Annotated in this window: 20 protein-coding genes; 13 read left to right on the top strand and 7 right to left on the bottom strand. The window is 44.5% G+C overall.

What is annotated here, in order from left to right:
* Positions 1–78: 78 nt before the first annotated feature.
* From Q9R24_RS10915 to Q9R24_RS10900, 4 genes are all read right to left on the bottom strand, one after another.
* Entirely contained in the window at positions 79–429 is a 351-nt protein-coding gene (locus Q9R24_RS10915) for a hypothetical protein (protein ID WP_004280391.1), read from the bottom strand.
* Between the two features lie 260 nt (positions 430–689).
* The gene (locus tag Q9R24_RS10910) at positions 690–1,856 is read right to left on the bottom strand and encodes an acyl-CoA desaturase (RefSeq protein ID WP_311204435.1); all 1,167 of its coding nucleotides are present in this window, start codon (positions 1,854–1,856) and stop codon (positions 690–692) included.
* Between the two features lie 42 nt (positions 1,857–1,898).
* Complete coding sequence (locus tag Q9R24_RS10905) at positions 1,899–2,921, bottom strand: FAD-binding oxidoreductase (RefSeq protein ID WP_311204434.1); 1,023 nt, start codon at positions 2,919–2,921, stop codon at positions 1,899–1,901.
* A gap of 298 nt (positions 2,922–3,219) precedes the next feature.
* Positions 3,220–4,857: a long-chain-fatty-acid--CoA ligase gene (locus Q9R24_RS10900; RefSeq protein ID WP_311204433.1), complete on the bottom strand. Its 1,638-nt coding sequence runs from the start codon at positions 4,855–4,857 to the stop codon at positions 3,220–3,222.
* A gap of 378 nt (positions 4,858–5,235) precedes the next feature.
* Here Q9R24_RS10900 and Q9R24_RS10895 point away from each other — a divergent pair, with 378 nt between their 5' ends.
* Entirely contained in the window at positions 5,236–6,657 is a 1,422-nt protein-coding gene (locus Q9R24_RS10895) for a PLP-dependent aminotransferase family protein (protein WP_311204432.1), read from the top strand.
* A gap of 48 nt (positions 6,658–6,705) precedes the next feature.
* Here Q9R24_RS10895 and Q9R24_RS10890 read toward each other — a convergent pair whose 3' ends face one another.
* The 3 genes from Q9R24_RS10890 to Q9R24_RS10880 all read right to left on the bottom strand — a co-directional run bounded on the left by Q9R24_RS10890 (position 6,706) and on the right by Q9R24_RS10880 (position 10,661).
* Positions 6,706–8,037 carry a DcaP family trimeric outer membrane transporter gene (locus Q9R24_RS10890; protein WP_253145049.1) on the bottom strand — a complete coding sequence of 444 codons (1,332 nt, stop codon included), beginning with the start codon at positions 8,035–8,037 and terminating at the stop codon, positions 6,706–6,708.
* 108 nt (positions 8,038–8,145) lie between these two features.
* Positions 8,146–9,519: an MFS transporter gene (locus tag Q9R24_RS10885; protein WP_005246252.1), complete on the bottom strand. Its 1,374-nt coding sequence runs from the start codon at positions 9,517–9,519 to the stop codon at positions 8,146–8,148.
* Positions 9,520–9,749: 230 nt separating this feature from the next.
* Positions 9,750–10,661, bottom strand: a complete 912-nt coding sequence (locus Q9R24_RS10880; protein ID WP_004647034.1) for a LysR family transcriptional regulator — start codon at positions 10,659–10,661, stop codon at positions 9,750–9,752.
* Between the two features lie 115 nt (positions 10,662–10,776).
* Between Q9R24_RS10880 and Q9R24_RS10875 the strand changes: the two genes are divergently transcribed.
* The 12 genes from Q9R24_RS10875 to pcaD all read left to right on the top strand — a co-directional run bounded on the left by Q9R24_RS10875 (position 10,777) and on the right by pcaD (position 21,999).
* The gene (locus tag Q9R24_RS10875; RefSeq protein WP_004647035.1) at positions 10,777–11,886 is read left to right on the top strand and encodes a muconate/chloromuconate family cycloisomerase; all 1,110 of its coding nucleotides are present in this window, start codon (positions 10,777–10,779) and stop codon (positions 11,884–11,886) included.
* 13 nt (positions 11,887–11,899) lie between these two features.
* On the top strand, positions 11,900–12,190 hold the full coding sequence (gene catC, locus Q9R24_RS10870; protein WP_004647036.1) for a muconolactone Delta-isomerase: 291 nt from the start codon (positions 11,900–11,902) through the stop codon (positions 12,188–12,190).
* 154 nt (positions 12,191–12,344) lie between these two features.
* Positions 12,345–13,265 (top strand): catechol 1,2-dioxygenase, encoded by a 921-nt coding sequence (catA, locus tag Q9R24_RS10865; RefSeq protein WP_311204431.1) that lies wholly within the window; start codon positions 12,345–12,347, stop codon positions 13,263–13,265.
* Between the two features lie 71 nt (positions 13,266–13,336).
* A complete protein-coding gene (gene benA, locus Q9R24_RS10860) occupies positions 13,337–14,725 on the top strand; it encodes a benzoate 1,2-dioxygenase large subunit (RefSeq protein ID WP_004647039.1) in 1,389 nt (462 codons plus the stop codon).
* Entirely contained in the window at positions 14,722–15,213 is a 492-nt protein-coding gene (gene benB, locus Q9R24_RS10855) for a benzoate 1,2-dioxygenase small subunit (protein ID WP_005096959.1), read from the top strand. Before benA ends, benB begins: the two co-directional genes overlap by 4 nt.
* Positions 15,214–15,303: 90 nt before the next feature.
* Positions 15,304–16,320, top strand: coding sequence for a benzoate 1,2-dioxygenase electron transfer component BenC (gene benC, locus Q9R24_RS10850; protein WP_311204430.1), 1,017 nt, complete (start codon positions 15,304–15,306; stop codon positions 16,318–16,320).
* 17 nt (positions 16,321–16,337) lie between these two features.
* On the top strand, positions 16,338–17,123 hold the full coding sequence (gene benD, locus Q9R24_RS10845; protein WP_121979968.1) for a benzoate diol dehydrogenase BenD: 786 nt from the start codon (positions 16,338–16,340) through the stop codon (positions 17,121–17,123).
* Positions 17,124–17,181: 58 nt separating this feature from the next.
* Positions 17,182–18,402, top strand: coding sequence for a benzoate/H(+) symporter BenE (gene benE, locus Q9R24_RS10840; protein WP_004894958.1), 1,221 nt, complete (start codon positions 17,182–17,184; stop codon positions 18,400–18,402).
* Positions 18,403–18,439: 37 nt separating this feature from the next.
* Positions 18,440–19,111 (top strand): 3-oxoacid CoA-transferase subunit A, encoded by a 672-nt coding sequence (locus Q9R24_RS10835; protein WP_004894960.1) that lies wholly within the window; start codon positions 18,440–18,442, stop codon positions 19,109–19,111.
* A 19-nt stretch (positions 19,112–19,130) separates the two neighbouring features.
* Entirely contained in the window at positions 19,131–19,787 is a 657-nt protein-coding gene (locus Q9R24_RS10830) for a 3-oxoacid CoA-transferase subunit B (protein ID WP_311204429.1), read from the top strand.
* Between the two features lie 168 nt (positions 19,788–19,955).
* Entirely contained in the window at positions 19,956–21,161 is a 1,206-nt protein-coding gene (gene pcaF, locus Q9R24_RS10825) for a 3-oxoadipyl-CoA thiolase (protein ID WP_311204428.1), read from the top strand.
* A gap of 58 nt (positions 21,162–21,219) precedes the next feature.
* On the top strand, positions 21,220–21,999 hold the full coding sequence (pcaD, locus tag Q9R24_RS10820; RefSeq protein WP_311204427.1) for a 3-oxoadipate enol-lactonase: 780 nt from the start codon (positions 21,220–21,222) through the stop codon (positions 21,997–21,999).
* The last annotated feature ends 52 nt before the right edge of the window (positions 22,000–22,051 follow it).

Below are 22,051 nucleotides of genomic sequence, written 5' to 3'. Positions count from 1 at the left end.
CATTCCTAAAAAAGATGTCATGCTCTGTCCTTTCACATGACATCTTTGATTTTATCTTGTGCGTAAAATTCTCGCTGACTATTTGGCTTTTTTATAGATTGAGCCTGAACCGACCAGATTTCCGGTTTTCTCATCGATTGCGAAATCGACCATACCTGCACCTGCATTCAACTGAAGCATGCCATTTTCGTTCACTGCAGCGGGCATTGGATTCTTTTTCTCGGTTTTACCGGTTTCCTTATCTTTGATCGTATTGGTAATCAGATAATTTTCACCATTTTTAGAAATAACCAGAATATTTTCAAGTTTTGGATTTTCCACGGTGTTTTTCCAATTGCCCTGATAATCTGGTGCGGGTGCTTCAGTGGTGTTACAAGCAGTTAAAAGCACTAATAATGGGATTGCTGAAAAATATTTAAGATGTTTCAAAACTGAGACCTTGAGTGTAACGACGCGGCCATTATAGAGAGAAGCCTTTAGAGCTGAAGCAGGTTGTTGTAGGCAAAGCGTTTCAGCAGTACTGGATCTGTTTTGCTTTCGTCATTTTTTGAAATCTGTATCCATATTTTATTCATAAACAGGATTATTCTAATGATATTGAATCTGATAAAGGTCAAAAAAAAATTCCTCAATAGACCATCCAAATCTATTGAGGAGTACCAAAATGGTGAATAAGTAAAGCTTAAAAATTATGACAATAGTTTCGCTTTAAAGTAGTTGAATACAGATTTGGCAGCATGGGTTTTTTCAACCACCTGCTCAGTCCAGTGATTCGGTAGAGAACATTTAGCCAGACCTACCCACACTGTAGAAAACTGTTTCATGAAGCTGGCTTCGTTATAGTGAATACCATATTCTGCACAGAGCGCTTTGATTTTTGGCGCAACCTGCGCATAGCGATTGGCGGGCATGTCCGGGAATAGATGATGCTCAATCTGATGACTCAAATTACCACTCAAGATATGTAGCCAAGTTGTTCCACTAAAATTGCTCGAACCGCGAATCTGGCGTAAATACCACTCGGCACGGGTTTCATTGTCGGTATTGTCCATTTCAAAGGTTTCAGCATCTTCAGTGAAATGACCGTTAAAAATGACGGCAGAAGCCCATAGACTGCGAATCACATTGGCCACTGCATTTCCGGTAAATACCGGAATGGCATTTGGCCCGGCAATGATCGGGAAAAATACATAATCTTTTAACACCTGACGGCGCATTTTTTGGCGCAAAGGTGCTGCTTCTTCCCAGACTTCTTTCCAGGTCTTTGTTTCATAAGCAATCACATCTTCCAGATGCAGGCGTTGCAAGCCAACATACCATTCGAAAAACACCATTAACTGAATGCCCAGTGGAATATTGAACAGGAAACGTGGTTCCCACTTTTGCGATTCACTGACCCGAATCAGACCATAACCGACATCATGATCCATTCCGACGATATTGGTATAGGTATGATGAATATAGTTGTGCGTGTATTTCCAGTCATCGCCGGTTGAAATCGTATCCCAATCATAGGTCGCACCGTTCAGACTCGGATCGTTCATCCAGTCGAACTGGCCATGCATGACATTGTGACCGAGTTCCATATTTTCCACGATTTTGGAAAGACCGAGCAGACCTGTCCCCGCCAGCCATACCGGTGGCAACCAACCGGCAAACATCAGCATGCCGCGTGAGGCAATTTCGCTATAGCGGACAAAGTTGCGGATTTTATAAATATATTCGGCGTCTTTTTCCCCCAGATCATCCATGACCTTGCGGCGGATTGCATCGACCTTGGCACCGAATTCCTCAATCTGTTCCGGACTGAGAAATTGGCTTTTGCTATGTCGTTTAAAATCAATTTGCATATTCATGGGAGCACCTTCTTATAGTTTAATTAATGGCTTATCAATAGTTTATAGATTAATCACCACAGGACTCACTGCCTGAGAAATGCACAGTTTGATCTGGGTATTATTACCATGATCAATTTCACCAGTCAGGACATTTCGTACCGAACCACTGACCTTGGTACAGGAACAGGTATTGCAGATACCCATTCGGCAACCATGTGCTGGTCGCAAGCCGGATTTTTCGGCACTTTCCAGTAAATTGGACTGTGCCTGAAACTCTTGCTGCGATCTTAAAAACTGTACCGGCTGTGCTTTAATTTTTTCATCGATTACAATCTGGAAATATTCCGAATGAAAATTGGATTTCAAATCCAGTTTATCAACGATGCGAAGTGCGGCCTTCATCATCCCGGCGGAGCCACAAGCATAAATTTTTCGTTCTGCAAAGTCTGGCACCAGCTTTTGTAATAAGCTCTGCGTCAGATGCTGCTGGTGTTCCACGGTATTGAAATGGTGATATTTCAAGTTTGGATGCATAAGAGCCAATGTTTTCAGTTCAGCATGAAAGGCATCATCTCGAGTGAAATAAATCAGGTCGATCTGTTCCAGAGACTGAATGACTGCTTTTTGCAGCAAGGAGTAAATGGCGGTAATACCACTACCTGAAGCCAGGAATAAAATCGGCTGGGTGGATTTTTGCAATGTGAACTCACCTTGGGGCTGAGATATTTCAACCACCGCACCAATTTGCATCAGACTTAAGGCACGTGACACTTTACCCTGCTGTTTAACCGCAATGATCAGATCACCATTTTTCAATACCGTCACCACAGAATAATGTCGCTGATGTCGTATGCCATCGAGTCTAACAGTCACTGCAATATTCTGGCCGGCCTGAAATGACTTGGCTTTAAAATTATGATTTGGACGTAAGTGAATTTTGAAAAAGTCAGGGCTGATGGCTTGAATGCCCATAACGGCAGCCTTAACTTTTTTAATTGCCCAGGTTGGATGGATTTTTTCACCAATAAAATCAATGAAATCTTCCCGGATCCAATGCGGCTGATAGGTTGGCATGCTTGTCATTTTTATCCCCTTATCCGCAGACAGTTTTATTAATGTACAACTGTCTAATTATTATATTGCTCAGGATAAAGAATTCTCACACTCAGACCATGTCAATACAGGTCAAATTATGTGCCTAAGCCATATAATATGACTTTTTGTCGGACAATATCATCTAAAAGTATCGATCAAAGCGATATGGATTGAGAAAAAGCATTTTTAAACAGACAACGCTGCTTAGCCTGTACATAAAAAAACTGATCTCTATTCGAGATCAGTTTTTTGACTTCATGTAGGAATTTTCAGATTAAATGACGCTTTAACCTGCTGCCTGCTCCAAAAGAATAGTCCCATATAATTCACGCAGATCTTTTTTCAGCATTTTACCAGTACCACTGAGTGGAATCGCATCAACAAATACGACTCGGTCTGGAATCTGCCATTTGGCTACCTTGTCTGCATAATATTCCAGCAGATCAATCTCACTTAGCTGGCTGTCCGGCTTTTTAATGGCAATCAATACCGGGCGCTCATCCCATTTAGGATGTTGGGCGGCAATTACGGCAGCCATCGCAATTTCCGGATGTCCCATGGCAATATTCTCCAGTTCCACCGATGAAATCCATTCTCCGCCAGACTTGATTAAATCTTTAGAACGGTCACTGAGTTTCATAAAACCATCCTGATCCAGCGTAGCAATATCGCCGGTATCAAACCAGCCATCTGCAGTTAGTGCTGATTCTTCCTTGCCGAAATAATGGCTGATGACCCAATGCCCTTTGACCTGTAAATTTCCTGTGGTCTGTCCATCACGTTCAATTTCATGCGTCCCTTTTTCTGCATCGGTCAAACGTAGGTCAACCCCGAATGGCGGACGGCCTTGAGACAGACGAATCTGTAATTTTTCTTCATCAGACAGATGCAAATGTTTGGTCTTGAGCTGATTCGCTGTACCTAATGGACTGATTTCTGTCATGCCCCAGGCATGGATCGTTTCACAATTAAACTGTTCTTTGAAAGCTCTTAGCATGGCCGGTGGACATGCCGATCCACCTACTACATTCCGTTTTAGGCTTTCCAGTTTGGAGCCTGACTGGTTTGCGGCGGCAATCAAACCCTGCCAGATGGTCGGCACACCAAGTGCTACCGAAACCTGATAAGTATCAATCAGGTTGACCAGACTGGCGCCATCCAGACCCGGTCCAGGAAGAACCAAGGTGCATCCGACCATTGCAGCCGCATACGGCGTGCCCCACGCATTTACATGGAACATAGGCACCACAGGCAACATAATGTCGGCAGCCGAGACATTTAAGGAATCAGGTAAAATGATGGCATAGCTATGTAATACCGTAGAGCGATGGCTAAACAGCACACCTTTGGGATTGCCCGTGGTTCCTGATGTATAACACAGAGAGCTTGCCGAGTTTTCATCAAGTGTTGGCCACTCGAAATCTGCATTTTGGCCGGCAATCAGATCATCATAAAATTGTACTTCTGGTATCGCTTCTCTAACTGCCGGATCAGCTGCATCCAGACAGATAAAATGCTCGACTGAGCTCAACAGCGCTTTCACGGCTTTAATTAAAGGGACAAATGTTTTATCGAACAGCACCACGCGATCCGCAGCATCATTCATAATAAAAATCAGCTGTTCCGGAAATAAGCGCGGGTTAATGGTATGACAGACCAGGCCACTGCCAGAAATGGCATACCAGGACTCTAAATGGCGATGATTATTCCAGGCAATAGTCGCGACCCGATCTCCCTGCGCTAAGCCGAGTTGTTGTAATGCATTGGCAAAACGTTTCGAGTTTTGGTGAATTTCTCCCCAATTGGTCACTGTAATACTGGTATCGGTATTTTTGGAAATTACCTCGGTATCGGCATGATAGCGTCCTGCATGTTCAATCATGCTGCTGATCAGTAAAGGCTGAAACATCATATTTCCGAGCATTCTCCACTCCTTTGTGCTTGTTATTGGTCCGTATTTGCGTATCGTTGTTATAGTTGCATGATGGCTCGGTCTGAAACCGTAACTTACTTTTTATCATCATGTGGATTGAATTTAGCAAGGAAATCTAACTTTGTAAGTATCGAATTGTGACAAATTAAGCCAAGTGACTGAGGCGTATAAAAATGGGAATATGATTTATCTAGAGATAAAATTTCCACAGAAAATTTGAGACCTGATTTTCACTTTAATTGTCTTGCATCAAGACTCAAGCTTAAAAATAGAATGTCAATAATCCTATTCCTCCCTTTTGTTATATTAAGCATCCTAAAATATGCTATAAATCAAAATAATTAGAACAGTTTTAGTTCAAGAAAGTATATGTATAAGTCTGAAAAACTGGCACAAAATATTCGTCAGATGATTGAAAATGGCGTATGGAAGGCACATGAAAAATTACCTTCACTTCGCGAACAGACCCAATTATCTGGTTATAGCCTGATGACTGTACTCAATGCTTATCAGGAACTTGAAGCGCAAGGGCTGCTCTATGCCAAAGACAAATCGGGCTATTACGTTGCAGAACACACTCAAGCTCTGCTCAATAGCAAACAGTCCGCCCAGATTGGTTTAAATCCTAAAATTCAAATCAATTCGGTGGTATTTAATTATTTAAAATCGACTCAGTCAGCAGAGATTGTGCCTTTTGGTTCTGCCTTTCCCAATGCAGAGCTGTTATATAACGCCAAATTTATGCAGATTCTGGCGCAGCAGGCCAAAAGAAAAAGCAGTTATAACAACCAGAATCATATGCCGCCCGGCAATCAGAACTTGCGGCAACTGATTGCTAACCGTTATCAATTACAAGGAGTTACCTGCAATCAAGATGACATTGTCATTACATCCGGTGCACTAGAAGCATTGAATCTGTCTTTACAGGCCTTAACCCAACCCGGTGATTTTATTCTGCTACAGCAAACCATATTTTATGGTGCCTGGCAGGCAGCCGAGCGTCTGGGATTACAGGTGATTACGATTCCGGAACATCCACAGTTTGGCTTTGATCTGGAATCATTTGAACAGGCTTTAAAACAGTACCCGATTAAGGTGTGCTGGCTGATGCTGAATGCTCATAATCCGATTGGTTTTACCGTCATTTCTGAAATCAAACAGAGAATTGCGGAACTCTTGTATGAATATCAGGTGTATTTAATCGAAGATGATGTTTATCAGGAACTAAATTATGGTTCATCCAAACCGTTACCGGTTAAATATTTTGATCGGCATCAGATGGTTTTGCACTGCGCCTCATTTTCGAAAACGCTGGGGATGGGTGCACGCGTCGGTTGGGTGTATGCCGGCCCATTTTCCGATGCCATTCAGCACTTACAGCTCATGAGCACTTTAACGGTCAGCCCCTTACTGCAAAATGCACTGGTCGAGTTTATTTCACATCATCATTATGAAAAACATTTGCGGCATTTAAGGCAGCATCTGGAAAAATATAAAAAGAAATTTTATCAAGAACTTAAAGCACGTTTGGGAAGCATCTGTGAAATTTACTATTATTCCAGTGGTTATTTTCTCTGGATTGAATTACCTAAAGAAGTCGATGCCCAGCAGCTCTATGAACAATTGCTGCAACAGCATATTTCAATTGCCCCTGCACTGCTGTTTAAGCCGGAGCCTGCCAGCCAACATTATATTCGCCTGAACTGTTCGTTTGAATGGACAGCCAAGATCGAAAATGCAGTCAATCTACTGACAGAAACCATTCTTCAAAATAGCAAAAGCGCGGATTAATTCATCCACGCTTCTGTTACAGATCAGACGCTTTTATGCAAAGAAGTCTTAGAAATTGTAAATGGCAACCGCATTGATACGGTTATCTTCACCCTTACGACTACTAATCGCATCACCTTCAGTATTTAAGACAGGTCCATAGGCTTCACGCTCACCATAGACATATTCCAAACCAAAACTTAAAGGCTTGGTTGGGCTATAGAAAATATTGGCCCAAGCTTGCCATAAGTCTTTATTGGCTTTAGTTTGATCAACAGCAGCCAAATAACCAGTATCCTGATCAAAATTCATATAGCCATAACCCAATGTACCGCGCAATTTGTCATTAAACTGCTGGGTTAGGCCGACTGAAATTGAATCAAATTCGCTTTGTAATAAATCGCCATTTGCAGCAATCACACCCGTATTGGCATAAGACACAAAGCTGCTATCGCCTTTCACATGGTAATAGTCGGCTTTGAGCGTTGTACCCGGCACAACATCATACTTGGCACCTAAACCTACACCCCATGCCATTTTTTCATCTTCATTGACACGCTTTTCATTCCCCATCGCACGGGCACTGACTGTAAGATTATCAGCAAATTTATGATTTAAACGTGCTGTTAAAGCAGGTAGACGTTGTTTAATACCAGTAATGGTTGCATCTTTAGGATCTTCTACTGCAAATACCAGATTGGTTTCAGGACTGATTGTGCTGGTATAACGAACTTGTGGTGTCCGTTTAATTGAACCGCCAGCGTAAACCAATGCATCTACAGTTTCTGGAATATAATCTGGCACCGCAAAGTTCGACCAGGTTTGACCGATCAACCAGTTGGCATAGCTGATATAAGCATGACGGATACGCAAATTATCAAAGCTTGCGCCGCCCAGAAAATCCACTTCAACTTTACCGCTTAAAGCTTTATCTCCAGCACCGACTGGTGCTTTAAAATCCATGCCTAAACGGGTTGCAGCCAGAGTAGATTTAAATTCATCACTACGCTCACCGACACCTTCTAAAGGTACAGCATTAATCTGGTTATACATACGTGCTGCTGAACCACCTTCAGCCTGATAAGAGGCATCGGCACGAATATTTCCATAAAGATTAAATTCGGCACCACTGGCAATTTTCATGACGGGTTTGCTTGCTGGAGCAGGTGTTGCTGCAACATGTGCAGTGACCACAGCCGTTTGTCTTTGCTGTTGCTCAACCAGTGCGCGTAGAGCCTGAACTTCCTGGCGCAGTTGTTCAATTTCCTGCTGATTCGACTGAGCTGAGGTTTGTGCTTGAGTCGACAAGCTGATGCCCCCTAAACTCATTGCCATCATGCTCATCAGAACTGTGCGTTTGAATGTGATTGTTGGTTGATTAAATAATTGTGTCGTGTTCATCCTAAACTCGCTTTTTATTATGCGTTTCGATTCTAGCAACAGATCACCACCCGTTACGATGGCGATCTATATCATTGGGAATATTATCTTTATTGATTGAAATCTAACTTAATGTGTCGCTTCTTTTGCCAATGGATTCGGCTTCACATCAGGTGTTGCAAGGGCTTGGCCATCTACGGAAGTTTTTAAGTTCACCAGGAAAATTGCCAGCGCAGCGATTACGCCAGGAATCGCAATTGCAAAGAAGTTCATTTGATGCGGTAAATTCATGGTTAATAAAGCACCAGTGAGTACCGGCCCAACAATTGCACCAATACGTCCAATACCTGATGCCCAGCCCATACCGGTAGAACGTACCGTCGACGGATAATACTGCGCCACAAAGGTATAGAGCAGAATTTGTGAGCCAATCGTTGCAGCGCCTGCCACAGCAATCAAGGTATATAGAACGAATTGCGGACTGTTAAATCCAAGCAGAATTAATGCAATGGCACCACATAAGAACATGATAGTCAGCACTTTTTTGATATGGAATTTATCTGCGAGATATCCCCCACCAATGGCACCTACCATACCGCCAATATTCAGTGCGAACAGGAAGATCATACTTGCACCCAGCGAGTATCCTGCCTGAATCATCAGTTTTGGTAACCAGCTACCCAAGGCGTAGACCATCAACAGGCACATAAAGAATGCCAGCCAGAACATAAAGGTACTGAAGCTACGGCCTTGTTGAAAGAGTGCTTTTAATGGCGCCTCATCCCCTTTTTGCACTTCATTCAGTACAAACTGGGTGTCACTAGTGATGACCTGTGTCGGAGAAATTTTCTGAATAATAGTGTGTGCTTGAGCCGTCTGTTGCTTGTTGGTCAGGTACATCAGGGATTCTGGCAGATATTTCCATAGAATCGGCAAGATGAGCAATGGAACGCCTGCAAGCAGGAACATGATTTTCCAACCAAATTGTGGCACCAACCATGCACCGAGTAGCGCAGAAGTCATCCCGCCAATGGCATAACCACTAAACATCAGGGCAACCAGCGTACTGCGGATACGTTTAGGCGCATATTCGGTCATCAATGCCACGACGTTAGGCATGACACCGCCAATTCCAAGGCCAGCCAGGAAACGTAAAATTCCGAATTCGACTGGTGATGTGGCAAAGGCACCGATAAAGGTAAACCCACTAAAAATAGCCACACAGATCATGATGGTTTTTTTACGGCCGAGTTTATCGGATAAAGTACCGAAACTCATGGCACCAAACATCATTCCGAATAAGGCAGTACTGGCCAGCATGCCCGCTTGTACCGCACTTAGCGACCATTCCTGCATCAGTAACGGCAACGCCACCCCATAGATGACCAGGTCATAACCATCAAAGATAATGATCAGCAAACACCAGATCAAAACCCCCCAATGAAAGGGTGTGAATTTCGCTTCATCAATCAGCGTATTTATATTCACTTTATTTGTAGACATCTCCACCTCCTAATTGTGAAGTTCAACTTATGCTGCTCACAATGCAGAAAATAGGAAAAAATGTCTAAAACTGAATAGGCATGGCTTTATACCTATAAGGTCTGGGTCAAATTAAACTATTCAATTAATTAATAAATATATTATTCAATCATGATGTTTTTAAAAACAGCTTGTTTTTATCGCATCCTCATCGGTTTTTAGTGCTATATCATTCACACGATTTTTAGCGATTAAAATACCGATCGATCGTATTTTAGAGCTTCAAGATCATAGACTTGATACACAGCATCAAACAGGTAACGGATGTATTCACTTTCATCCATATTGCGCATGGCCATAAAGACAGGGCTCACCGCAAAAGCATCTGCTAGAGGTACAAAGTTGAGATGGGCCAATTTAATGTTTTGTGCGCTTTCCGGTACGATGCAGACGCCTTCTCCGGCAGCGACAAAGCCCAGTGCCAGCTGTAACTCACGGACAATCCGGATATTTTTCGGCTCCAGACCATACTCGGAAAATATGCCACGCACCTGGGTAGAGAAATTTGCCTTTCCAGTATTCGGATATAAGAACAGATGCTGATCGACCAGTTCAGATAAATGTATATCTTCACGATGAGCCAGTACATGACTTGAATGAGCCGCCACCACTAGGCGTTCTTCACGTAATAACACGCGTTTTATCGCAGGATCCGAGATTCTTAAACGGCCGAAACCGACATCAATTCTTCCTTCTTTCAGCGCCTGAATCTGTTCATAGGTATTCATTTCCATCATCTCGATTTTGAGATAAGGATGCTGCTGCTTAAATAAAAATAAAATCCGTGACAGCAAACCAAACAATAAAGAGCCAACAAAACCGATGGTTATGGTGCGATCAGCAATGCCAATCCGTTTGGTCATCGATTTTATTTCTTCAGCATTAGACAAAAGTTTAACAGCATGCTGATAGAAAAATTGACCGGCTTCGGTGGTTTTTAACGGGCGGCTACCACGCTCAAATAGCTGAATATCGAGCTCTTGCTCTAAATTTTGGATCTGTCGGCTCAAAGGTGGTTGAGCAATAAACAGTTTTTCTGCCGCTTTGGTAAAACTTTGTTCTTCGACGACGGCAACGAAGTAACGTAAATGTCTGAGTTCCATGGCTCTGAATACCTTTAAAGTATAAAAAAATGCTAAATCGATCTTAGACCAATTAACATTATTCTTTTAAGGTATATCAAGTCAAAGCATTAAAGCAAGAATGTGAACCCGTATTATGTATAAGTCAGTTGAAACCTTGCTGGTAGAAATTCCAACCATTCGCCCTCACAAGATGGCAGTGGCGACGATGCAAACCCAGACCCTGGTATTGGTCAAAATCACCACTGAAGATGGTTACATCGGTTGGGGTGAAGCAACAACTATCGGTGGCTTAGGTTATGGTGATGAAAGCCCGGAAAGCGTAAAAGTAAATATTGAAACTTATTTTGCGCCTCTTTTAAAAACATTATCCGGTTTAAATGTTGCACAGACATTACAAGCAATCAAAAAGAATATTAATGGTAACCGTTTTGCTAAATGTGCGATTCAGACTGCACTTTTAGACATTCAGGCACAACGTTTAGGTTTGCCATTAAGCGAAGTCCTCGGTGGCCGCTTACGTGACAGTATTCCAGTTCTTTGGGTATTGGCTTCTGGCAATACCGAAAAAGATATTGCTGAAGCAGAGAAAATGGTTGCGGCAAAACGTCACAACATTTTCAAACTCAAAATCGGTTCTCGTCCGGTAGAAGAAGATGTTGAACATGTGCTGGCAATTAAGAAAGCCTTAGGCAAAGACGTTTCGATCCGTGTCGATGTGAACCGTGCCTGGTCAGAACTGGAAGCGATTAAAGGCATTCAGTTATTGCAAGATGGCGGTGTTGATCTGATTGAACAGCCATGTGCAATTGATAACCTGGACGCCATGCGCCGTCTGACCAGACGTTTTGATGTTGCCATCATGGCAGACGAATCGTTAATGGGCCCGCACTCAGCGTATGAGATTGCCAAACAAAACGGTTCTTCTGTATTTGCAGTCAAAGTTGCCCAGTCGGGTGGCCTGATTGAAGGTTGCGAAGTAGGCAAGATTGCCAAACTTGCAGGTATTGACCTGTATGGCGGCACCATGCTGGAAGGCCCGGTGGGCACAATTGCTTCGGCACATGTGTTCTCTACTTTTGAAAGTCTGGCGTTCGGTACCGAGCTGTTTGGTCCTCTACTGCTGACTGAAGATATTTTGAAAACCCCGCTCAACTATCAAAACTTTGAACTTGAGATTCCGAAAGGACCAGGTCTAGGGATTGAGTTGGATGAAAACAAGATTGACAACTTGCGTCGTCAGTAATTAGGAGAAACCCATGCTTTTCCACGTACGTATGGATGTAAACATTCCACGTGATCTGCCAGTTGAACAGGCAAACGAAATTAAGGCTGTTGAAAAGGCTTATTCACAGGAATTGCAGCGTCAAGGCAAATGGCGTCATATCTGGCGCATCACGGGCCAGTACTCAAACATCAGTATTTTTGATGTTGAAAGCAATGAAGAGTTGCACAACCTGTTACAAGGCTTGCCTCTCTATCCTTATATGAACATTGAAGTGATGGCATTAAACCGTCACCCATCTTCAGTTCGAGATGACGACAGTTGATTAAATGAGCGGATTGGGAGTCACCGGATTCCCCTTCCAAATCGAAAACAGAGGGTACCTCAACAAGGATTGTGGCCAGCCAGATTTAGCCAGCCAATGAAAGCTAAAAAAGTGCGCCACTAAAAGATGAAAGACATACTTTAGGAGCAATAGTATGAATCGCCAAGAAATTGATGCATTAGTTAAGCAAATGAACGTTGATACAGCGACAGGTCCTGTAGATGAACGTGTACAACAAGTTGTTGTGCGTTTATTGGGTGACCTTTTCCAAGCGATCGAAGATCTTGATATTTCTCAGTCAGAACTGTGGAAAGGTCTGGAATACTTTACTGATGCCGGTCAAGCGAACGAATTAGGTTTATTGGCTGCAGGTTTGGGTCTGGAGCATTACCTAGACTTACGTGCTGACGAAGCAGATGCTAAAGCAGGTATTACTGGCGGTACGCCACGTACGATTGAAGGTCCACTTTATGTAGCTGGCGCACCTGAAACTGTAAGCTTTGCACGTATGGATGATGGTTCTGAAGAAGGCAAAATCCCGACGCTGATCATTGAAGGTACAGTGACTGATACTGATGGCAACCGTGTTGAAGGTGCCAAAGTTGAAATCTGGCATGCAAACAGCCTGGGCAACTACTCATTCTTTGACAAGTCACAGTCTGACTTTAACTTGCGTCGCAGCATCATTACCGCTGCCGATGGTCAATATACTGCATTGACGACAATGCCAGTGGGTTATGGCTGCCCTCCAGAAGGTACAACTCAGTTTGTACTGGACAAATTAGGCCGTCACGGTAACCGTCCATCACACGTACATTACTTCGTATCTGCACCGGGTTACCGCAAGCTGACTACTCAATTCAACATTGAAGGCGACCAATACCTGTGGGATGACTTTGCATTCGCGACTCGTGAAGGTTTGGTTGCAACTGCGGTTGACGTGACTGATGAAGCTGAAATTACAAAACGTGGTCTGAACGGTCCTTTCAAACACATTCAATTTGATATTGAACTTGTGAAAGAGAAACAAGACGCACCTTTTACTGAAGTTGATCGTCGCCGCGCTAGCGCTTAATACATTAAGAAGCGGGATATGCCTTGAGATATATCCCGCTGACTTCCCCCTTGGAAAGTCGGAGAAAGGACATGCCTCGTATTCCCGTAATTAACACCAGCCATTTAGACCGCATTGACGAATTACTGGTTGATGATTATGAATCTGGTGAATTTAAACTACACCGTTCAGTATTTACAGACCAGGCCCTGTTTGACCTTGAGATGAAATATATCTTTGAAGGCAACTGGGTTTATCTAGCACATGAAAGCCAGATTCCAAACAATAACGACTTCTATACTACCTATATGGGTCGTCAGCCGATCATCATTGCACGTAACCGTCAAGGTGAACTGAATGCCATGATCAATGCCTGTTCGCATCGCGGTGCACAATTGTGCCGTAACAAGAAAGGCAATAAAGCAACTTATACTTGCCCATTCCATGGCTGGACCTTCAATAACTCAGGTAAGTTATTAAAAGTCAAAGATCCGGCTGAAGCGGGTTATTCAGACTGCTTTAATAAAGATGGTTCACATGACCTGAAAAAGGTTGCCCGTTTTGAAAACTATAAAGGTTTCCTGTTCGGCAGCTTGAATCCGGATGTTCCTTCTCTGGAAGAATACCTGGGCGAAGCGACCAAAATCATTGACATGATCGTGGATCAGTCTGAACAAGGTCTGGAAGTTTTACGTGGTTCTTCGACTTATACCTATGAAGGTAACTGGAAGTTGACTGCTGAAAACGGTGCTGATGGTTATCACGTGTCTGCTGTACACTGGAACTATGCTGCAACGACTCAGCAACGTAAAGAAAAAGAAGCTGGTGACAACATCCGTGCCATGAGCGCAGGTGCATGGGGCAAACAAGGTGGTGGTTCTTACGGCTTTGAACATGGTCACATGCTGCTTTGGACGCAATGGGCAAACCCGGAAGACCGTCCTAACTTTGCCAAGAAAGATGAATACACTGCGCAATATGGCGAAGCTATGGCGAAGTGGATGATCGAACGTTCACGTAACCTGTGTATCTATCCAAACGTTTACTTCATGGATCAGTTTGGTTCACAAATTCGTGTCCTGCGCCCGATTTCTGTCGATAAGACTGAAGTGACGATCTACTGTATCGCACCTGTAGGCGAAGAGCCAGAAGCGCGTACCCGTCGTATCCGTCAGTATGAAGATTTCTTTAACGCTTCAGGTATGGCGACACCAGACGATCTTGAAGAGTTCCGTGCTTGTCAGGCAGGTTATGCCGGTATCGCGCTGGAATGGAACGACATGTGCCGTGGTTCTAAACACTGGATTCAAGGTCCGGATGATGCTGCCAATGAAATCGGTTTAAAACCAAAACTGTCTGGTATTAAAACTGAAGACGAAGGCCTATACCTGTCTCAGCACCAGTACTGGTTAGAATTGATCAAAAAAGGTATTGCGACTGAGAAAGAAATTGCAGCATCCACTGAAGGAGAAAACGCATGAGCGACATCACTTTAGAAAATATTGCTCAGTTCCTGTATCAAGAAGCTCGCTTTTTAGATGATGAACAATGGGATGACTGGTTAACTTGTTATGCCCCTACTGCATCTTTCTGGATGCCAGCTTGGGATGATGATGACAAACTGACCACAGATCCACAGTCTGAAATCTCGTTGATTTACTATCCAGACCGTCAAGGTTTAGAAGACCGCGTGTTCCGGATCAAGACTGAACGTTCATCTGCAACCATGCCGGATACACGTACCTGCCATAACCTCAGCAATATTGAAATTGTTGAACGTGATGGCGACAAAGTGACTGTACGTTTTAACTGGAATACTTTGAGTTTCCGTTACAAAACAAGTTACAGCTACTTCGGTATGTCTCGTTATGAAATCGATTTCTCAGGCGATAAACCGCAAATTTTAAGCAAATATGTGGTACTGAAAAACGATTACATCAACCAGGTTATCGACATTTATCACCTCTAAGACTGTTTATACAGCTAGGTTATGCCTTTCGGTCAGATGGAAAATTGGCTGAAAGGCTCAGTTACAAAGATTTATATAGGATATTCAGCCATGTCAAACCACAATGTTGCACTTCAATTTGAAGATGGCGTTACACGTTTTATTTCTGTTTCAGATGGTGAAACACTGTCAGATGCAGCCTACCGTCAAAAGATCAATATTCCTTTGGACTGCCGTGATGGTGCTTGTGGAACGTGTCGTGCGTTTTGTGAATCAGGTTCTTATGACATGCCTGAAGAAACTTATATTGAAGATGCTTTAACGCCTGAAGAAGCCGCTGAAGGCTTTATTCTGGCTTGCCAATGTAAACCAACTTCAGATGCAGTTTTCCAAATTCAGGCGTCTTCAGAAGTCTGCAAAACTGAAATTCATGAATTCCAGGGTACGCTGGCGCGTGTAGAAAACCTGTCTGATTCGACCATTACTTTTGACATCCAGTTAGATGAAGGTCAACCGGACATTCACTTCCTTGCTGGCCAATATGTCAATGTAGGAATTCCGGGCACGGCTGAAACCCGTTCATATTCATTCAGCTCAAAACCGAGCGACCGTTTAACTGGTTTCGTAGTACGTAACGTACCGAACGGCAAAATGAGTGAATTCTTAAGTAAAAATGCCAAAGCTGGTGACAAAATGACTTTCACCGGTCCATTTGGTAGCTTCTACCTGCGCCCTGTGACCCGTCCAGTATTGATGCTGGCTGGTGGTACAGGTATTGCACCATTCATGTCGATGCTGCAAGTACTGGAAGAAAAAGGTTCAGAACATCCAGTGCGTTTAGTATTTGGTGTGACCAATGACTTTGACCTGGTTGCCATTGAAAAACTGAACGAACTGCAAGACAAATTCCCGTGGTTCGAATACCGCACAGTGGTTGCTAACCCAGAATCTGCACATGAGCGTAAAGGCTATGTGACCGGTCATATCGAAAATGAATGGCTAAATGGCGGTGATGTAGATGTCTACCTGTGTGGCCCTGTACCAATGGTTGAAGCGGTTCGCGGCTGGCTGGATGCAGAAGGCGTAAAACCTGCAAGCTTCCTGTTTGAAAAATTCTCTGCCAACTAAGAGAGGGAATTTATTCAATGTCTAATCGTCAAAGATTTGAAAATAAAGTCGTAATCGTGACCGGCGCCGCGCAAGGCATCGGTCGCGGTGTCGCGCTGCAAGTGGCGAGCGAAGGCGCCCAAGTCGTCATGGCTGACCTTTCCCCTTATGTAGAAGAAGTTCTGGCTGAAATTGAAGCGACTGGCGGTGATGCGATTACGGTCAAAGCCAATCTGGAAACGTTTGCCGGTGCTCAATCAGTCGTTGAAAAAGCGCTAGAAACCTATGGCCGTGTCGATGTCCTGATCAACAACGTCGGTGGCGCGATCTGGATGAAACCTTTCGAAGAATTTTCTGAAGAGGAAATTATCAAGGAAGTGAACCGTTCATTGTTCCCGACACTGTGGTGCTGCCGCGCAGTTCTTCCGGAAATGATTAAAAATCAGAAAGGTACCATTGTAAACGTATCTTCTATTGCGACACGCGGCATTAACCGTGTGCCATATTCAGCATCCAAAGGTGGTGTGAACGGCCTGACCGCTTCCCTTGCATTTGAACATGCCAAAGACGGCATCCGTGTCAATGCAATCGCGACGGGTGGTACAGAAGCACCGCCACGTAAAGTACCGCGCAATGCCAATCCACTGACTGAATCTGAAAAAGAATGGATGCAGCAAGTGGTTGATCAGACCATTGACCGTACTTTCATGGGACGCTACGGTACGATTCAGGAGCAAGTGAATGCGATTGTATTCTTGGCTTCGGATGAATCATCTTATATGACAGGTACAGTGGTACCGGTCGGTGGTGGTGATCAGGGCTAATCCTGATCATCACGATTTTTAACAGGCTCATGGTTCGACGCAAGGAGGCACATCACCAATGAACACCCTGTTTCAGACATTAAAAAATGATTGGTCCATTTCAGCAACTGTTGCAGGATTTTTAGCAGTGCTGATCTCCTATTCGGGGCCACTGATCATTTTTTTCCAGGCGGCACAGCAAGCTCAAGTTTCCCCGGACATGATGATTTCATGGATTTGGGGAATTTCTATTGGTGCTGCGCTAGCAGGTATCTTTTTATCCATTAAATACAAAATACCTGTCGTCACCGCCTGGTCTGCGCCCGGAACGGCTTTATTAGTCACGCTGTTTCCCGATATTTCGCTCAATGAAGCGGTTGCTGCCTATATCACCTCTGCTGTGGTGATTTTTTTCATTGGGATCACCGGTTATTTCGACAAATTGCTGTCCTGGATTCCTCAGGAAGTGGCTGCCGGGATGATGGCGGGGATTTTACTGCAGTTTGGTTTAGGGTTGTTTACCGCGACCGATACCATGCCCTATATCGTCTTTGGCATGCTGGCGGTATTTTTACTGGCCAAGCGTTTCAGTCCACGCTATGCCATGGTCTGGGTGCTGGTTGCTGGTGTGGTTTTAAGCATGCTCCTGGGCAAGATTAACCCGGTCACGGCAGATTTCAGTCTGGCGATTCCGCAATTTATTGCACCGGAATGGACCTGGAGTTCCACCCTGAATCTGGCCCTTCCCCTTATTCTGGTCAGTCTCTCTGGCCAGTTTTTACCGGGAATGGCGATTATCAAACTCAGTGGTTATGACATGCCAGCCAAGCCGATTATTAGTGCAACCAGTATTGCCTCGCTTGCAGTCGCCTGTGTGGGGGGTATTACCATCGTACTGGCCTCGATCACAGCTGCATTGTGTTTAGGCAAAGACGCACATGAGCTAAAAGAAAAGCGTTATATCGCCGGTGTGGCGAATGGGCTTTTTTATATTTTGGGCGGCTTATTTGCCGGCAGCATTGTCATGCTGTTTAGCCTGATGCCCAAAGAACTCATTGCAGCTTTGGCAGGACTGGCATTACTGGGTGCGATTGCTACCAACATTTCCGTGGCCATGGGCAAAGAATCACAACGTGATGCAGCATTGATCACCTTTTTAGCGACTGCTTCCGGCATGCATTTCTTAGGACTGAGTTCAGTCTTTTGGGGAATTTGCATTGGCTTGGTCGCACATTTTCTGCTGTCACAGAAAAACCGTAACGCAGTTCCGGTTACAGCATCAGATTCAAAACGAGTTTAAAGACATCCATCAGTTTAGGATATGTAAGGACCAGATTATGATAGATAAAAGTTCATTATCATTGAAAGAAGCACTCTCCCAGATCAAGGACGGTTCTACCATTATGATCGGTGGTTTCGGTACAGCGGGTCAGCCTGCTGAACTGATTGATGGTCTGATCGAATTGGGTATTAAAAACCTGATTATTGTCAACAATAATGCCGGTAATGGCGATTACGGTCTGGCGAAACTGCTTAAAGCGGGCGCTGTGCGTAAAATTATCTGTTCTTTCCCGCGTCAGTCTGATTCCTGGGTATTTGACGAACTCTATCGTGCAGGCAAGATCGAACTGGAACTGGTGCCGCAAGGTAATCTGGCTTGCCGTATTCAGGCGGCTGGTATGGGCTTAGGTCCAATCTATACCCCTACCGGTTTTGGTACTTTGCTGGCTGAAGGCAAACCGACCATGAACTATGAAGGTAAAGACTACGTTTTAGAAAATCCAATTAAAGCTGACTTTGCTTTAATTAAGGCCCATCAGGGCGACCGTTGGGGCAATCTAGTGTACCGTAAATCTGCACGTAACTTTGGCCCGATCATGGCGATGGCGGCTGATGTGACGATTGCTCAAGTTTCTGAAGTGGTTGAACTGGGTGCACTGGATCCGGAACACATCATCACCCCGGGAATTTTTGTTCAACACGTTGTTCAAGTTAAACCTGCACAATAATTGGCATCGGAGATAAATAATGAGCTATAGCAAACTGACCCGTGACCAGATCGCTGAACGTGTGGCACAAGACATTCCTGATGGTGCCTATGTAAACCTCGGTATTGGTTTACCGACCAAGATTTCAAGCTACCTGCCAAGCGATAAAGACGTATTCCTGCATTCTGAAAATGGCCTGTTGGCTTTCGGTCCTCCTCCTGCTGAAGAAGACCGCGATCCTGAACTGATCAATGCCGGTAAAGAATTCGTAACTTTACTTGAAGGTGGTTCTTTCTTCCATCATGGTGACTCTTTCGCGATGATGCGTGGCGGTCATTTAGACATCGCAGTATTAGGTGCGTTCCAGGTCGCTGAAAATGGTGATCTGGCCAACTGGCATACCGGTGCACCGGATGCGATTCCAGCAGTCGGCGGTGCAATGGATCTGGCTGTGGGTGCGAAAAAAGTCTTTATCACCACTGACCACGTGACCAAAAAAGGCGAGCCAAAAATCGTGGCTGAACTGTCTTATCCGGCTACTGGCCTGAAATGTGTTGACCGTATCTATACCGACCTTTGCGTGATTGATGTCACGCCTGAAGGGATGAAAGTGATTGAGAAAGTTGAAGGTCTGTCATTTGAAGAATTGCAGTCAATGACTGGTGCCAAACTGATTGATGTGACTCAATCAAATTAAGGGGAAGTCCCTTCTTTCTTGCACTTAGTTTTAAAAGCAGTGCTTTAAAACATGTTCAGGAGGGATTTAGGGAGGATTTGAGGAATAAAACTACTTCATTAAATCCCTCCCAACCTCCCTTTAAAAAGGGAGGAGTTTTCTTCTTTTAATTATGTGAGCAAATACACAATGAAAAACGCATATATTATCGATGCCATCCGTACCCCATTCGGCCGTTATGCCGGTGGTCTGGCGCCTGTTCGTGCCGATGACCTGGGTGCACTTCCAATCAAAGCTTTAATGGAACGCAATCCATCAGTGAACTGGGAACAGATTGATGATGTGATTTATGGCTGTGCCAACCAGGCCGGTGAAGATAACCGTAACGTCGGTCGCATGTCTTCGCTGCTTGCAGGCCTGCCTTATCAGGTTCCAGCAACGACCGTGAACCGTCTGTGTGGTTCATCGCTGGATGCAGTCGCAATGGCAGCACGGGCGATTAAAGCCGGTGAAGCCAATCTGATTATTGCCGGCGGTGTAGAAAGCATGTCGCGTGCGCCATTTGTCATGGGCAAGTCAGAAACGGCGTATGGCCGTAGCCAGAAGATTGAAGACACCACCATGGGCTGGCGTTTTATCAATCCGAAACTGAAAGAAATGTACGGCGTAGAAACCATGCCGCAAACGGCTGAAAATCTGGCGGAACAGTTCAACATCAACCGTGAAGACCAGGACAAGTTTGCCCTGACCAGCCAGCAACGTACCGCAGCAGCGCAGGCCAATGGTTTCTTTGCCAATGAAATTATTCCTGTAGTGATTCCACAGCGTAAAGGCGATCCGGTGGTTGTGGATACTGATGAACATCCACGTGCTTCAACCACAGCAGAAGCTCTGGCAAAACTGAAACCTGTGGTGAAAGCAGACGGTACAGTAACGGCGGGTAATGCTTCTGGTATTAACGATGGTGCGGCTGCCCTATTAATTGCATCTGACGAAGCGGTTGCTCAACACGGCTTGAAACCACGTGCCAAAATTATTGGTTCAACCGTCGTTGGTGTTGAACCACGCATCATGGGCTTCGGTCCTGCACCTGCCATCAAGAAACTGTTGGCACAAACAGGTTTGACTATTGAACAGATGGACGTGATCGAGTTGAATGAAGCCTTTGCAGCACAAGCTTTGGCTTGTACGCGTGACTTGGGTATCGAAGACGGTTCAGAGAAAGTCAATCCAAATGGCGGTGCGATTGCCTTAGGTCATCCACTTGGTGCATCTGGCGCACGCTTAGTCACAACCGCACTCAACCAGCTGGAACAAACTGGCGGTAAATACGGTCTTTGTTCAATGTGTATTGGTGTCGGTCAAGGCATCGCTTTGATTATTGAACGCGTCTAACAACCTATTAAAAAGATAAACCTCCTCCCTTTTTAAAGGGAGGTCGGGAGGGATTTCAATGCCAACATTTACATCCAACGATGCCCAGATCAATTACCAGACCTTTGGTGATGCCAGCAAACCTGCCCTGGTTTTTTCTAACTCATTGGGCACTAAATTCAGCATGTGGCAACCACAAATTGAATTTTTCCAGCAAGATTATTTTGTTGTGTGTTATGACACTCGTGGTCATGGCGCTTCCTCTGCACCACAAGGTCCGTATAGCTTGGACCAGCTAGGACAGGATGTAGTGAATCTGCTGGATCACCTGAACATCCAGAAAGCCGCTTTCTGTGGTATCTCGATGGGCGGTTTAACCGGTCAATGGTTAGCGATTAACAAGCCTGAACGTTTTAGCCACGTGATTATTTGCAATACTGCTGCCAAGATTGGTCAGGAACAAGCCTGGCTGGAACGTGCCGCGTTGGTGCGTGAACAAGGTCTGGCACCGATTGCATCAACTGCAGCATCACGCTGGTTTACCGAACCCTTTATCCAAAGCAACGCAGCGACAGTTGCAGAACTTTCAAACGACCTTGGAGCTGGCAGCCCGGAAGGTTATGCAAGTTGTTGCGAAGCTTTGGCTAAGGCGGATTTACGTGAACAGATCAAAACGATTTCAGTGCCGGTACTGATTGTGGCCGGTCAGCAAGACCCCGTAACGACTGTTGCAGATGGTCAAGCCATGCAAGCTGAAATTGCACAAAGCCAGTTGTTTGAAATCAATGCCTCGCACATTTCCAATATGGAACAACCAGAAGCCTTTAATCAGGCGGTTCAGAAATTTATTGCTGCTTAAACAATAAATGCAAAGAAAAAGCCACTGTTGATCAGTGGCTTTTTTATGCTTA

Origin of the sequence: Acinetobacter sp. RRD8 (assembly GCF_031844225.1) — a bacterium.
Lineage (GTDB): Bacteria > Pseudomonadota > Gammaproteobacteria > Pseudomonadales > Moraxellaceae > Acinetobacter.
The sequence above is the reverse complement of the archived record's forward strand: the minus strand, read 5'-3'. Positions and strand labels throughout refer to the sequence as shown.

What these genes read in the sequence shown, in the direction of transcription:
- Q9R24_RS10835 (WP_004894960.1), top strand. Translation starts at nt 18,440, where the DNA reads ATGATAGATAAAAGTTCATTATCATTGAAAGAAGCACTCTCCCAGATC.
- benA (WP_004647039.1), top strand. Translation starts at nt 13,337, where the DNA reads ATGCCTCGTATTCCCGTAATTAACACCAGCCATTTAGACCGCATTGAC.
- Q9R24_RS10885 (WP_005246252.1), bottom strand. Translation starts at nt 9,519, where the DNA reads ATGTCTACAAATAAAGTGAATATAAATACGCTGATTGATGAAGCGAAA.
- catC (WP_004647036.1), top strand. Translation starts at nt 11,900, where the DNA reads ATGCTTTTCCACGTACGTATGGATGTAAACATTCCACGTGATCTGCCA.
- Q9R24_RS10905 (WP_311204434.1), bottom strand. Translation starts at nt 2,921, where the DNA reads ATGACAAGCATGCCAACCTATCAGCCGCATTGGATCCGGGAAGATTTC.
- benC (WP_311204430.1), top strand. Translation starts at nt 15,304, where the DNA reads ATGTCAAACCACAATGTTGCACTTCAATTTGAAGATGGCGTTACACGT.
- Q9R24_RS10875 (WP_004647035.1), top strand. Translation starts at nt 10,777, where the DNA reads ATGTATAAGTCAGTTGAAACCTTGCTGGTAGAAATTCCAACCATTCGC.
- Q9R24_RS10880 (WP_004647034.1), bottom strand. Translation starts at nt 10,661, where the DNA reads ATGGAACTCAGACATTTACGTTACTTCGTTGCCGTCGTCGAAGAACAA.
- benB (WP_005096959.1), top strand. Translation starts at nt 14,722, where the DNA reads ATGAGCGACATCACTTTAGAAAATATTGCTCAGTTCCTGTATCAAGAA.
- benE (WP_004894958.1), top strand. Translation starts at nt 17,182, where the DNA reads ATGAACACCCTGTTTCAGACATTAAAAAATGATTGGTCCATTTCAGCA.
- catA (WP_311204431.1), top strand. Translation starts at nt 12,345, where the DNA reads ATGAATCGCCAAGAAATTGATGCATTAGTTAAGCAAATGAACGTTGAT.
- Q9R24_RS10910 (WP_311204435.1), bottom strand. Translation starts at nt 1,856, where the DNA reads ATGAATATGCAAATTGATTTTAAACGACATAGCAAAAGCCAATTTCTC.
- Q9R24_RS10895 (WP_311204432.1), top strand. Translation starts at nt 5,236, where the DNA reads ATGTATAAGTCTGAAAAACTGGCACAAAATATTCGTCAGATGATTGAA.
- pcaD (WP_311204427.1), top strand. Translation starts at nt 21,220, where the DNA reads ATGCCAACATTTACATCCAACGATGCCCAGATCAATTACCAGACCTTT.
- Q9R24_RS10830 (WP_311204429.1), top strand. Translation starts at nt 19,131, where the DNA reads ATGAGCTATAGCAAACTGACCCGTGACCAGATCGCTGAACGTGTGGCA.
- Q9R24_RS10900 (WP_311204433.1), bottom strand. Translation starts at nt 4,857, where the DNA reads ATGCTCGGAAATATGATGTTTCAGCCTTTACTGATCAGCAGCATGATT.
- benD (WP_121979968.1), top strand. Translation starts at nt 16,338, where the DNA reads ATGTCTAATCGTCAAAGATTTGAAAATAAAGTCGTAATCGTGACCGGC.
- Q9R24_RS10890 (WP_253145049.1), bottom strand. Translation starts at nt 8,037, where the DNA reads ATGAACACGACACAATTATTTAATCAACCAACAATCACATTCAAACGC.
- pcaF (WP_311204428.1), top strand. Translation starts at nt 19,956, where the DNA reads ATGAAAAACGCATATATTATCGATGCCATCCGTACCCCATTCGGCCGT.